Raw genomic sequence first — 13,585 nt, forward strand, 5'->3', positions numbered from 1 at the left:
TCTAATCACTAGATTAGGAAGTGCTGAATTTGATTCAATTGCTTAATGTAACAAAAATTTACTCCAATGGCGTTCAGGCGCTGAATGATATAAATATGACTATTGAAAAAGGTGAATTTGCATTTTTAGTGGGTCCCAGCGGAGCTGGAAAATCTACTTTGCTGAAGCTTTTGCTGCGTGAGGAAGTTCCCACTAAAGGGCAGATTTTAATCAACGGGAGAAGCACCGTTCGTTTCAACAGAGGAGAAATTGCCGGATTGCGGAGGAGCTTAGGGGTGGTTTTTCAAGATTTCCGCTTGCTGACGGAGCGGACTGTCTTTGAAAATGTTGCCTTTGCCATGCAAGTTTTAGAACATTCCAAAAGGGAAATCAGACGGAGAGTACCAATGGTTTTAGAGTTAGTAGGTTTAGAGGGGAAAAGTTCCTATTTTCCTCACCAGCTCTCCGGCGGTGAACAACAGAGAGTAGCAATTGCCCGAGCCATTGTCAACGGACCCAAGATTTTAATTGCTGATGAGCCTACGGGGAATTTAGATCCGGATACTTCTTGGGGTATTATGGATTTGCTGCAAAGTATTAATTTTAGAGGAACCACTGTGGTCATGGCTACCCATGATCGGCCTATAGTTGATAAAATGCGTAAAAGAGTCATAGCTTTAGAACGGGGCCAGGTTATTCGGGATGAAGAAAGAGGGTTTTACGGCTATGAAAGTTAGAACTGTGGGATTTTTTTTTAAGCAAGCTTTTCTTTCCTTATGCCGTAATAAATGGATGAGTGCTGCGGCTATTGCTACAGTTGCTATTTGCCTTTTTATTGTAGGTATCTTTACTTTATTAGTCTTAAATGCCAATTATATTGCTGGTCATTTGGAATCTAATGTAGAAATTGTTGCTTTTATGGAACGGGATGCTACGCGCACTGAAGTACTAAGTGTGGCTCAGCAAATACAAAACATTTCTGGGGTAGCCCAGGTTAAATTAGTGCCTAAAGAAGAAGGGTTGGCTCGTTTAAATCAAAGATTTGGCCAAGAGCATAATTTATTATCAGCTTTAGGCGGCTCCAACCCATTGCCAGATTATTATGAGGTAAAAGTTAAAAGCCCTGAAGATATCAAAAAAGCAGCTCAAACTTTGGAGCAGATAACCTATGTGCAAAAAGTAAAATATGGCCAAGGGGCTATTGAAAAATTATTTAAGGTGATTCATTGGGTTAGATTAATCGGCTTAGGAGTGGTATTGCTGCTCTCTGTTGGTTCAATCTTCCTAATTTCAACTACTATCCGGCTCACAGTATTTGCTAGACGAAAAGAAATTAATATTATGAAGTACGTAGGGGCAACAGATTGGTTTATTAGATGGCCGTTTTTTTTAGAAGGCATGGCTTTAGGTTTCATTGGGGCTTTGTTAGCCATCGGTGTATTATATCTAACCTACGATTTATTAATTAGCAATTTAAGATATAGCATTTCTTTCATACCTTTAATTATGGATCCAGGGATAATCTTTAAGATTGTAGCTTCTCTACTGGCCATCGGTACTTTAGTAGGAGCCTTAGGAAGTTTAATTTCTGTACGGCGCTTCCTGCAGGTTTAGGTAATAGGAGGGGATTGTTTGAGGAGAAAAGGAGAATTAGGCAAAAAAGCTTTAATTGTAGTTCTGACTTGTCTGTTGACGGGTCTGAGCATTCTTCCGGTTTACGGGACACAACTTGACGAACTGCGTAAAAAACAGCAAAGTTCTATTCAGGAAATCAGCCAATACAAGAAGTTAATTAAGAGTCAAAAGAATCAGTTGTATAGTTTGGCCAATGAGATTGAAAAATTAGATGTTTCTATTGGGGCAATTGAAGATGATATTAAGGGACTTCATGAACAGCTTGCAGCTGCCCAAAATAAAGTTGCTGATGCACAAGTAAAATTAAAAAAATCCGAGGCAGCTTTGCAAAAAAGAAACGAAATTTTTGCTAATCGACTTGTAGAAATCTACGAAAATGGGGATGTTAGTTTCTTAGAGGTATTAATGTCATCTACTGATATTACGGACTTTTTAGTGCGTTTTGAGCTTTTTTCCAAATTGGCTGAACAAGATATGACAACTTTAAAAGCAATTGAGAGAGAAAGGGCTAATATTGTTGCGTACCAAAATGTTTTAATCGAGGAAAAAAACAAAATTGCTGCCTTAAAACAGCAGGCAGAAGTAGAACAACAAAAATTAGAAGAGCGCAAGGATGTTAAAGAAGAGCTGCAAGCTAAAATAGAATCAGATAAGGCAGAAGCTGAAAAAGCATTGGCCGAGGAAGAGAAAGCTTCCCGGGAGGTGGCCCAAAAAATCCGGGAAATTCAGGCACGTTTAAGAGCAAGCAGATATTCAGGAGGTTCCCAACAAAATAACTTTACTTACTCAGGAGGAAGGCTAGCTTGGCCTTTGCCTGGCTATAGCCGTATTTCTTCCGATTACGGTTATCGCATTCATCCTGTTTTAAAAAACAGAAAGAAACATACTGGTATTGATATTCCAGCTCCAACTGGTGCCAAAGTAATTGCAGCTGAAGACGGTACAGTAATATTTGTAGGCCGTTTAGGAGCCTATGGAAATGCAGTCATTATTCAGCATACAGATAGCTTAACAACCATGTATCCTCACTTATCTGCCTATATTGTTTCCGAAGGAGAGAAGGTAAAAAGAGGTCAGCAGGTTGGTAGAGTTGGCAGCACCGGGTTAAGTACCGGACCTCACTTACACTTTGAAGTTAGAGTCAATGGTGACGATGTAAACCCTTGGAGCTACCTGCGTTAAGAAGGAACTGCATGTCAGTTCCTTTAATTTTTAGGAAAAATTATATTTGAATTTTTTTTGACATATATATAAGAGTATGCAAGTATTTTAAGAATAGGCGGTGTAAGAGTTGGAACAGAGAAAAACAGTCTTGAAAAAAATCATTACCATATACGCAGTTTTTAGTATTCTAGTAACTACATTTTTAGGCATAGCCCTTTTGACTAATCTGAATAATATTAGTCAAGTAATTAAAGTAGTTACTTTAATCAAAACAAAGGCACTGCAGCCCCTAAATGATGAAAAGCTGGCAACAGGGGCAGCCGTTGGCATGGTAGAGGCCTTGAAAGACCCTTATTCTACGTATTTAGACCCCGAATTATTTAAGAGCTTAACGGAACATATTACAGGCAGCTACGGCGGCGTAGGTCTTTTGGTCACAATGGAGCAAGAAAACCGTTTAGTTGTTGTATCACCTTTTAAAGGAACTCCCGCTCATCAAGCGGGAATAATGAGCGGCGACTGGATTGTGAAAATTGACGATCAGGATACAACCCAAATGCCTTTGGATAAAGCGGCTAGCCTTATGCAGGGTAAGCCAGATACAAAGGTTAAATTATCTGTCCAGCGTGAAGGCCAAGAGGGTGTTAAAGATTATGAACTAACTCGTAAAATTATCCAAATTCCATCTGTGGAAGGACAGATGCTAAAGGAGAATTCGGATATTGCCTACGTAAGTATTACCCAGTTTAGTGAACGTACCGGACAGGAGCTGACTAATGTCTTAAATGATTTAGGCAAAAATAGATATAAAGGAATTATTTTAGATTTACGTAATAACCCTGGGGGATTATTGCCGGCTGCTTTAGAAGTAGCATCAATTTTTGTGCCCAAAGGGCCAATTGTACATATTGTGGGTAAAAATGATTCTGAGACTTATAAGGCTCCCGGTGGCTATTTACAAGTACCCTTAGCCGTCTTAGTTAACAAAGGCAGTGCCAGTGCTTCGGAAATTGTATCAGGAGCTATTAAGGATACAAAGTCAGGTATTTTAGTAGGAGAAAGAACCTTTGGAAAAGGACTGGTGCAAACAGTCTTTGAATTAGGCGGAGGAGCAGCTGTTAAGTTAACAACGGCTAAATACCTTACTCCTAATAAGATCGATATTAACAAAAAAGGAATTGAGCCTAATATTAAAGTTGCGTTGCCTCAATCTTTGGAAAGGGAAGCATTGTTAAATGCACCTAACGAAGACAAAGATCCCCAGCTGAAAAAAGCTATTGAAGCTCTACATGCCCAGCTTCAATAATTGGCTAGCGACTTTACTAATTATTTAATAAGGAGTTGAGGTGAGTGCACCAACGCGGCAGAGTACGCTATGTATTTGCTGGTACATACTCTCCAAAAGGGTACTGTACTTACCTACCCGAATTAGTTAAAGGTTTGAAAAAAGTATTTATTTTAAAAGGACCCCCCGGTACGGGCAAATCAACGTTAATTTATCATGTTGGAATGATCATGATGGAAAAAGGCTATAATATAGACCTTTTAAGCAGCAGTACAGATCAGGATGCTTTTGAGGGAGTTATTGTCAGTGAACTAAAACTAGCCATAATTGACGGCAGCCCGCCTCATACTGTAGATCCTTTATATCCAGGAGTAGTAGAAGAAATTATTAATTTGGGTGACTTATGGGAGGCAGAAAAGCTTCATGCCCACCTGGAAGAAATAGTGGACAATTTTAATCAGAGGGAAGCTAATTTGCAAAAAGCTACCCAGTACCTAGAAACAGCTAAGGAAATTTACGACAATTTAAGCTCCATTAACCAAAGCAATGTAGATATTAACCAAATCAAAGATCTTTCAGAAAAGTTGTTAGGGGAGATTTTTGCCCATCCTCAGCCCCAGATTAAACATCTATTTGTTAATGGGCTGACTGCAAAGGGATTAGTTGATTATATTGACAACATTACTGCCCACTGCAGCCGTAGGTATATCATTAAAAGCGACCCGGGAACAGGCAAAGATATAATCATTAAGAAAATAATAGGAGAAGCTATTAAGCAAGGATACCAAGTTGAAGCTTTCCATGGAGCCTACGACCCAGAAGCCATCGAACTTGTTTTATTAAATCAATTGAGTATCGCAATTGTCTGCATCAATAGTTCCTATATGCTGAATAACAGATCGGGAGATAGAATTATCGATTTGCAGCAGTTTCTACAAGGCGGCAATGAGGAAGCTCAAAAAGTGCGTCTGGAATTTGACTTGACTGTAGCTCAGGCAGTTAAATGCTTAGCCGAAGTGCAAAAAACTAATGAAAAATTGGAAAGCTATTACTCCAAAGCTATGGATTTTACTCTTTTAGAAAAGTTACAAGAAACGATCCTCTCTAAAGCAAGTACCCTGGAACAAAAGGATTTTAAACCCTTAGCCTAAGGATTAAAAATCCCAAGAGACTGCTTTAGTAAGCCCCTTGGGATTTTAAACCTTTATCTGGAAATGCCTGCACTTAAAATTAACTGGAAGACTTCTTCCGAGGGAAGTTCACAGGGATGAACTAAATCTAATGGTATGTACACCAAATGGCCTGCCATTTGTAAAGATAAAGGTACATAAACAACAGCCAGCTTTTCTCCGTTTAAGACAATTTCATTTGTTTTAAAACCAATTATTTTTCCCATGCCTAAACTTATATAAACAGGATTGTCCAAGGCCTTTTTTTCACCTAAAATGTTTTGAATCGTAGTTTTAATTGTTTGATAAACCATGCCTAAAAGGGGCAGCTTGGAAAAAATCTTGTCGATAAAGTTAAAAAGTGCTTTGATAATAATCCGGTTCCCCAGGAAACCAACAATAATCAGGAAAATAACCAGCAAGATAAAACCTAACCCAGGTATATAAATGGGTAAGAAGCGGCGCAGTAAATTACCAAAGGCAGCATCGCCAATTTTAAAAACAAGATAGGCAATATAAATAGTTAGAAAAAATGGAACCACCAGTGCTAAACCGGAAAGTAAATGACGAAATAATTTCTTCATTTTTTGTCTCCTTTTCTAAAGTTTGGCTAACACAATAATCGTATCATGACCTAATTTGTAATTTTATATGCTTATTTGCACTTTAAAGATATTTTTATACCTTTAAAAGGTTTTTAGCAGCAGCCGTTGAATATAGGTATTCCATAATTAAATTAGGGTAGTATGGGAGGATAGTAGGAATGTTGTTTTCTGTCTTTATGTCTTTTGCACCGATTTTACTTATTCTGGTATTTATGCTTGTTTTAAACAAATCAGTAAACCTAAGTGGCTTTGTAAGTTGGCTTGCCGCCAGCTTAATAGCCATTTATTTTTTTCATACCTCTGTGGAGATTGTCTGGAAATCCACTTTGGCTGGTTTACTAAGTAGTTTGCCTGTGGCCTTAGTTGTGCTAACTTCAATTTGGCAAATAAGTTACATGGAGTCTGTTGGTGCCTTAAAAAGAGTTGTTGTTTTTGTTAAAACATTAGCTTGTTCCAATAGAGCTGTCCAAATCATGATGGTGAATATGGGCATCGGTACTTTGTTAGTATCTGTAGGTGCTACACCTGTTTCTATTTTACCGCCTATTTTAGTGGCAATGGGCTACTCAACTTTTATTGCTGTAGCCTTACCGGCTTTAGGATTTGATGCGTTATGTACATTTTCCTTATTAGGTGCCCCCATCGTAGTTTTTTCCGACATGGCTAAAATCAGCCTGCCGGAAGCCGGACTAATCTTTGCTAAATACTTGCCCCTTATTTCCACACTTTTAGCTCTAAGTATGTTATGGCTGGTAGGAGGGCTGAAAGAAGTGAAAAAAGGGCTTGTTCCAGCTATTATAACAGGAATCGTTATTGGTCTTACAGCAATTTGCATGAATAAAATTGGAGCTGTGGTTTTAACAGGAGCTATTGCTGGCATCATGACCATTTTAGTTATGGCTGTCTACCTGAAAGTTTTTGGCCAAAAGGTGATAGACCGCACTTGCTTAAATGAACTTGATTTACAAACTGAAAAAGATATGCCCTTATACAGAGCATTATCCCCTTGGCTGATCTTAATTGCTTCTACAATGGTAATTAATTTTACTCCTAGTTTGTTTGACTTTTTCTATAAAACAATGAGTATGCCGGTAGAAATAATTCCTGGCCAGCCAATTAAAACTCGAGTTTTGTGGAATGCTTATACTTGGATTGTGCTTAGTACCATTATCTCTATTCCCATTTTAAAAGCTTCCCCCAAACAGGTCTTTAGTTCGTTAGGCAAAACAATGGTGAGAGCTCCTAAACCTGTATTTTCCGCAGCTGTCTTTTTTGCTATTGCCTATGTAATGAACAATTCCGGCTTTACTGTCACTCCTGGAGGTTGGCAGCTTTTTGATGGCACTAAAAATATGATTTATATTCTAGCTTCTAGTTCTGCTGACTTTTTCCAAAGCTTTTATCCCCTTGTAGCAGGCTACTTAGGGCTCTTGGGAGGATTTATTACCGGCAGCGAGGCATCTACAATTGCTATGTTTACGAAATATAATTTTAATACAGCTGCCCTTTTGCACTTAAGCCCCATTATTATTTCAGCGGGCACAGCTATTGGCGGCGGCTTAGCCAGTGTGATTTCCCCGGCTAAGCTGCAAAATGCTGCTGCTACTATAGATGCAATGGGCATTGAAAATAAGGTAATTAAAACAACTTTCCTGATTTCAATTTTTTTAACAGGCTTTGCAGCTTTGTTAACTCAGCTTTGGGCCTAAGTTGCTTAAATTTATCTATAGTTATCAAATAGTGTAACCCAGCAGCAATAAAAAGAAACCTTGAACAATACCGATTAAAATACCCATTATAAAGCCCAGTTTTTCAATATTTTTTAGTTCTCGATGGGCTACTTCATGGGCAATAACTTCCAGTTCCGAGGATGGAAATTCATTTAATTTCTTTTCTACAATTTCTGCAATTTTAAAGGAATTTTGCAGAGCATCTTTCGTAATATCAACAATGTTAGCGCTGAGGCGGTCAGCTTCTTCCTCAATGATTTTACGAATATAATCAATTATAATAATTTTGATAGCGTCTGGGACAAAAAAGGGCAGACGCTTTTTTATTTGGAGTTCTATATTATACGTAATTTTAGGCAGCAGCTTATCGAGAATTAAAGTTAGTTTTTCTTTACCCAGTAAATCCTCAGCCGATAATAAGCGATTTTCAATGACATCGGCAATGGAACGGGCCAAATCCGGCTGGCGGCTGGGAATTAAACCTTGGAAAGTTATGTTCAGCAAAGGTATTTTAATTGGGTTATAAGGCCTGAAAAGCAATAGTAAAGCCACTTTATTGGTAATGTATCCATGAATACCTCCAATGAGAGGCAGAAAAACGAAAATAATTAGAAAGTCTTGTGTGGACATAATTTCAACCTTTCGGAAATAAATTTGTTAAATCGAATCGAAATATGTAATATACTATATACCAAGTATAGTATTATTTTGACCAAGGGCAAAGTCAATTATTGCAAATTAGCTGATAATATTGGACATTGACCTAAGAAAATTGCATTGGTATTATTGATGTAATGGAATAATAAGGAAGAGACAGAACATTGGAGGCCAAAATTGAGTGACTTAGATCGATTAAAGAAATTTGGGGTTATTAAAAAATTTAACGAAGGAGAATATATTTTCTACGAAGGAGAAGAGGGAAAGGAAATGTATATTATCCTTTCCGGAAAAGTGGAAATGCATAAAAATTCCCTGGAAGACTACCCAGTCAAAATTGCTGATTTCGGACCAGGTGATTTTTTTGGTGAAATGGCTTTAATAGGTACGGGAACTCGCTTCGCACTGGCTATAGCCAAAGAAAATACCATTGCTCTGACTATTGAGAAAGACAACTTTCTAGCTTTTATTGTTCAGGAGCCAGATATGGCACTGCGGATTATGCAGTCTCTCTGTCAAACAATTAAAGATTTAACGGAAGAACTTCTTAAGTACCAAGAGGGAACGAGAGGTTTAAGTATAGCCGAGGTTGTAGATAATGCTGAAACGGGGGAACTGAAGATAGAGGCTGTGGAAAAAATAGCAGAAACAGAAGAGCTTCCAACTCAGGAGACCGTTCCTGTAAGCAGCCATTTTTTCCCGCCAGGGCATAAAATTTATGGAAGAATTGCCCCTTTGACAGACCGGGAGTATTTGCGGGAAAATAAAATTACTTGTCCCATTTGCCAGCAGGAATTTACTGCTCAAGTAGTGAGGACACCAAAATTAAGGATTTCCAAAGTAGAGTTGGATTTTAGAAAACGTTATCAGAACTTTGAAGCTTTGTGGTATGCTATTTGGATTTGCCCTCATTGCTCTTATGCGGACTTTGCTGCTGAATTTGAAAGAATCCCTCCCAAAGTTAAAAAGCTGTTGCAGAAAAACCAAGGGGCATTAAAGGTGGATGTACCAATTTCTTTTTCTAACCCTAGGACTATTGATGAGGCGTTCACTTCTTACTACTTAGCACTGCATGCTGCTGAGCTAGGGAAAGCAGAAAGTTTTAAGTTTGCTAAACTTTGGCTGCGCTTATCTTGGTTATATCAAGATGTTTCGGATAGCGAAATGTTTGCTTATGCAGCTAAACAAGCTTTAGATTATTACTATCAAGCTTATTACCAACAATCAAAAGTGAATTTAACTGCTGAACAGGAGCAGCAGATCTGTTTAATTTTAGGGGAACTTTATTTAATTAATAATGACAAGGAAATGGCAGTGAAACATTTTTATGCTGCTATTAATCGTACTAATGGAAACAGCGTTTTAAACCGTCAAGCCCAGGATCGGATTTACGCTTTGAAAAAAAGTGCCGATTTTGAAGAACAAGAAAATTAAGCTTAAAGTAGGTGAAATAAATGCCTCCTTTTAAAATTAAATCTGCTTATACCCCTCAAGGCGACCAACCAGAGGCAATTGCAAAGCTGGTTGCAGGTTTGCAAAATAATAGTAAGCACCAAACCCTTTTAGGAGTTACCGGCAGCGGAAAAACTTTTACTATGGCCAATGTGATTCAAGCTGTACAGAAACCAACGCTCATTATGGCTCCCAATAAAACTTTGGCGGCTCAGTTGTGCAGCGAGTTTAAAGAGTTTTTTCCGGAAAATGCAGTAGAATATTTTGTTAGCTATTACGATTATTATCAACCTGAGGCTTATATACCTCAGACGGATACCTATATTGAAAAAGATAGTGCTGTTAATGAAGAAATAGATAAGCTGCGGCACTCAGCTACAGCTTCCCTTTTTGAACGGAAAGATGTCATAATTGTGGCCAGCGTTTCCTGTATTTATGGCTTAGGTTCTCCAGAAGATTATAATGAATTAATGCTTTCTTTGCGGGAAGGGCAGGAGTATGACCGAGATCATATTTTACGGAAATTAGTTGATATTCAATACAGCCGTAATGATTATGATTTTCATCGCAGTACTTTCCGGGTTAGGGGAGATGTAATTGAAATTATTCCTGCCGCCAGTTCTGAAAAAGCTATTCGCATCGAAATGTTTGGCGATGAAATTGAACGTATCCTGGAAATAGATACACTGACTGGAGAGATTTTAGGAAGAGTAAAGCATGCAGCTATTTTCCCGGCCAGCCACTATGTAACTGAAGAGGAAAAGCTCCTGCGGGCAATTGCTTCCATTGAAGCAGAGCTGGAAAGCCGGCTGGAAGAGCTTCGTTCCCAAGATAAACTTTTAGAGGCTCAGCGGTTGGAACAGCGTACTCGCTACGATTTAGAAATGATGCGGGAAGTTGGCTTCTGCCAGGGGATAGAGAATTACTCACGGCATTTAGTAGGCAGGTCTTCAGGGGAACCTCCTTATACATTGTTTGATTACTTCCCTGACGATTATTTATTGATAATTGATGAATCCCACGTTACCGTACCTCAGATAGGAGGAATGTATGCAGGTGACTATTCTAGAAAAACCATGTTAGTAGAACATGGTTTCCGCTTACCCTCTGCTTTGGACAACCGTCCTTTAAAATTTGAGGAGTTCGAAGAAAGGGTAAATCAAGTAATCTACGTTTCTGCTACTCCTGGGGCTTATGAGTTTGAACACAGTTCTCAGGTTGTAGAGCAAATTATTCGCCCCACCGGGTTATTAGACCCGGAAATTATTGTCCGGCCCATTGCAGGGCAAATTGACGATTTACTTGGTGAAATTACCGCTAGGGTCAAGAAAGATCAGCGGGTTCTAGTCACAACCCTAACTAAGAGAATGGCGGAGGATTTAACAGATTATTTTAAAGAAATGGGTATTCGAGTCCGTTACCTCCATTCGGAAATCGGTGCCCTTGAACGGATGGAAATTATTCGGGACTTGAGATTAGGAGAGTTCGATGTTTTAGTTGGAATCAATTTGCTGCGGGAAGGCTTGGATTTACCGGAAGTAACTCTAGTAGCTATTTTAGATGCAGATAAAGAGGGATTTTTGCGCTCAGAGCGTTCTTTAATCCAAACTATTGGACGTGCAGCCCGTAATGCAGAAGGTAAAGTGATTATGTACGCTGATACCATTACTGATTCCATGGATAAGGCTATTAAAGAAACTAACCGCCGCCGCAGCATCCAGATGGAATTTAATCAAAAACATGGTATTACGCCGAAAACAGTACAAAAGGCAGTGCGGGATTTGCTGGAAGTAACTTATGCAGCTGAAAGCAAAGCTGAGTACAAAGTTGGTAAGAAAGCAGATAAAATGTCTAAAAAGGATATACAAAAGCTTATTGGCCAATTAGAAAAAGAAATGAAGCAGGCAGCTGGAGAACTAAGATTTGAAGATGCAGCTCAGCTGAGGGATGCTATTATGGAACTAAAAACAAAAATGTAAAACCGCAAACTTTCAAGCTTGCGGTTTAATTCTTTAAGTTAACTTTATAGTAACGTTATATTCTTCTAACCAAAAATTTAGCTGAATTAAATAAGCTAAGAGTTGAGGTCCCCGCATTAATTGTCCGTACCAAGGTTTAGAGTAGACAGCACCACCAGTTTCTGCTAGCTTGGTAACATATTCTTTATCAATTAGTTCCAGAATAGGGGAAGAGGGATTTGCTAAAATTTGCAGCAGCCTTTTTTGTACTGCTTCTGTATATTTAGGATGGTGGGTTTTGGGATAGGGACTTTTTTTTCTGGTAATTATTTCAGGAGGTAAAATACCTTGGAGTGCTAAACGCAAAAGTCCTTTTTCCCGGCCCCCATGGAATTTTAGTTCAGAAGGCAGATTAAAGGCATATTCCACCAATCTGTAGTCTGCAAAAGGAACCCTTACTTCTAAGCTATTGGCCATGCTCATTCGGTCTTTGCGATTTAATAGGGTTATCATAAACCATTTTAAATTGAGATAAAACAATTTTTTCATTTGCTGCTCCTGAGGGCTGTCGCTGGGGAGTACAGGCACCTGGGCTAATGTTTTGGCATATTGTTCTTGTACGCAGCCTTCTAAGTCAATCTTTTGTAAACTTTTATGCAATAATTGTTTACGTTCATTAATTGATTTGGACCAAGGAAATGTGTTGCAGTTTAAGTCCTCTGACCGCCGGTACCAGGGGTAGCCTCCAAATATTTCGTCAGCGCATTCTCCGGAAACGCTAACAGTGTTTTTTTTCCGTATTTCCCGACAAAAGAGGTATAGAGAAGAATCTATATCCGCCATGCCAGGGAGATCATGGGCCCGGACTGCTGCTTCTAAAGCAGCAGCTACGTCATAATTATTTAAGACTACAGACTGGTGGTTGCTGCCGATACTACGGGCCATGACCCAAGCCCATTCTGCATCGGAAGTTGGCTCAAATTCATTGGGCTGGTAGTAAGCCTGGTTGTCTTCATATTCTAGGGAGTAAGTTGATAATACTTTCCCTTGTTCTTTAAATTTTGCGGCGGCTACTGCTGAAATTGCGCTGGAATCTAAACCTCCTGATAAAAATGTACAAAGAGGAACATCAGAAACAAGCTGCCTTTCGATGGCATCAACTAAAAGATAGCGAATATGTTCTGCTGTAGTACCTAAATCTTCCTTATGTTCGTAGCAGTTCAGCTGCCAATATTGATGCAGCTGCAGCCCGTGGGAATTATAGACAGCCCAGTAAGCCGGCGGTATTTCTCGGATATTGGCAAAAATTCCGCTGCCTAAAGACCTTGCTGGCCCCAGGGACAATAATTCAGTTAATCCTTCTTCAGTGATCACTGTTTTAACCTGAGGATGTGCCAGCAATGCTTTAATTTCCGAGCCGAAAATTAGGGAATTAGCCGTTGTAGTATAAAACAGCGGCTTAACGCCTAAAGGATCTCTAGCCATAAATAAACTTTCCTCAGTTTCATTCCAAATGGCGAAGGCAAAAATACCGTTCAGATATTTTAAACATTCTTCTCCCCAATAAATATAAGAGAGGAGCAGCACTTCTGTGTCGGAATAGGCTTGAAACCGAAATCCTTTTTGCAGCAATTCCTTTCTGAGTTCTTCTGTGTTGTACAGCTCTCCATTATAGACAATAACGTATTTTTTTCCATTAAAGGTTCTGACCATAGGCTGAGAGCCACCTTGAGGATCGATAACCACTAATCTTTTATGGCCGAAGACAGCATGCTCTGAATAATAGCTGCCGCTTTGATCCGGCCCTCTTTTGTTTAAAGTATCAGCCATTTTATTAATTACAGCACATTCAGTAGAAATATTTTCTTTTAAGTTAATCCAACCGGCAATACCGCACATCTTTGCAGCCCCCTCTTTTGTTTAGCTAAGTTAAGTATTTTTGTTATTAATC

The 13,585-nt window shown here is 39.0% G+C and carries 11 protein-coding genes; 8 read left to right on the forward strand and 3 right to left on the reverse strand.

Annotated features, from left to right (window positions below):
- The first annotated feature begins 29 nt into the window (after positions 1 to 29).
- From ftsE to RDV78_08985, 5 genes are all read left to right on the forward strand, one after another.
- Positions 30 to 716, forward strand: a complete 687-nt coding sequence (gene ftsE / locus RDV78_08965; GenBank protein MDS1030596.1) for a cell division ATP-binding protein FtsE — start codon at positions 30 to 32, stop codon at positions 714 to 716.
- On the forward strand, positions 706 to 1,593 hold the full coding sequence (gene ftsX / locus RDV78_08970) for a permease-like cell division protein FtsX (GenBank protein ID MDS1030597.1): 888 nt from the start codon (positions 706 to 708) through the stop codon (positions 1,591 to 1,593). Before ftsE ends, ftsX begins: the two co-directional genes overlap by 11 nt.
- 18 nt (positions 1,594 to 1,611) lie before the next feature.
- Entirely contained in the window at positions 1,612 to 2,796 is a 1,185-nt protein-coding gene (locus RDV78_08975) for a peptidoglycan DD-metalloendopeptidase family protein (GenBank protein MDS1030598.1), read from the forward strand.
- A 109-nt stretch (positions 2,797 to 2,905) separates the two neighbouring features.
- A complete protein-coding gene (locus RDV78_08980; GenBank protein MDS1030599.1) occupies positions 2,906 to 4,084 on the forward strand; it encodes a S41 family peptidase in 1,179 nt (392 codons plus the stop codon).
- A gap of 44 nt (positions 4,085 to 4,128) precedes the next feature.
- A complete protein-coding gene (locus tag RDV78_08985) occupies positions 4,129 to 5,214 on the forward strand; it encodes a hypothetical protein (protein ID MDS1030600.1) in 1,086 nt (361 codons plus the stop codon).
- A gap of 53 nt (positions 5,215 to 5,267) precedes the next feature.
- Here RDV78_08985 and RDV78_08990 read toward each other — a convergent pair whose 3' ends face one another.
- Positions 5,268 to 5,816, reverse strand: a complete 549-nt coding sequence (locus RDV78_08990) for a DUF502 domain-containing protein (GenBank protein ID MDS1030601.1) — start codon at positions 5,814 to 5,816, stop codon at positions 5,268 to 5,270.
- Between the two features lie 179 nt (positions 5,817 to 5,995).
- Here RDV78_08990 and RDV78_08995 point away from each other — a divergent pair, with 179 nt between their 5' ends.
- Positions 5,996 to 7,546 carry an L-lactate permease gene (locus RDV78_08995; protein MDS1030602.1) on the forward strand — a complete coding sequence of 517 codons (1,551 nt, stop codon included), beginning with the start codon at positions 5,996 to 5,998 and terminating at the stop codon, positions 7,544 to 7,546.
- Between the two features lie 24 nt (positions 7,547 to 7,570).
- Here RDV78_08995 and RDV78_09000 read toward each other — a convergent pair whose 3' ends face one another.
- Entirely contained in the window at positions 7,571 to 8,197 is a 627-nt protein-coding gene (locus RDV78_09000) for a DUF445 family protein (GenBank protein MDS1030603.1), read from the reverse strand.
- Positions 8,198 to 8,401: 204 nt separating this feature from the next.
- Here RDV78_09000 and RDV78_09005 point away from each other — a divergent pair, with 204 nt between their 5' ends.
- On the forward strand, positions 8,402 to 9,658 hold the full coding sequence (locus tag RDV78_09005; GenBank protein ID MDS1030604.1) for a DUF2225 domain-containing protein: 1,257 nt from the start codon (positions 8,402 to 8,404) through the stop codon (positions 9,656 to 9,658).
- Positions 9,659 to 9,678: 20 nt separating this feature from the next.
- Positions 9,679 to 11,655: an excinuclease ABC subunit UvrB gene (gene uvrB / locus RDV78_09010; GenBank protein ID MDS1030605.1), complete on the forward strand. Its 1,977-nt coding sequence runs from the start codon at positions 9,679 to 9,681 to the stop codon at positions 11,653 to 11,655.
- A 33-nt stretch (positions 11,656 to 11,688) separates the two neighbouring features.
- On the opposite strand, the gene asnB is transcribed toward uvrB, so the two are convergent.
- Complete coding sequence (gene asnB / locus RDV78_09015) at positions 11,689 to 13,533, reverse strand: asparagine synthase (glutamine-hydrolyzing) (GenBank protein ID MDS1030606.1); 1,845 nt, start codon at positions 13,531 to 13,533, stop codon at positions 11,689 to 11,691.
- Positions 13,534 to 13,585 lie beyond the last annotated feature (52 nt).

Source organism: Bacillota bacterium LX-D (assembly GCA_031628995.1).
Lineage (GTDB): Bacteria > Bacillota > DUOV01 > DUOV01 > Zhaonellaceae > JAVLUO01.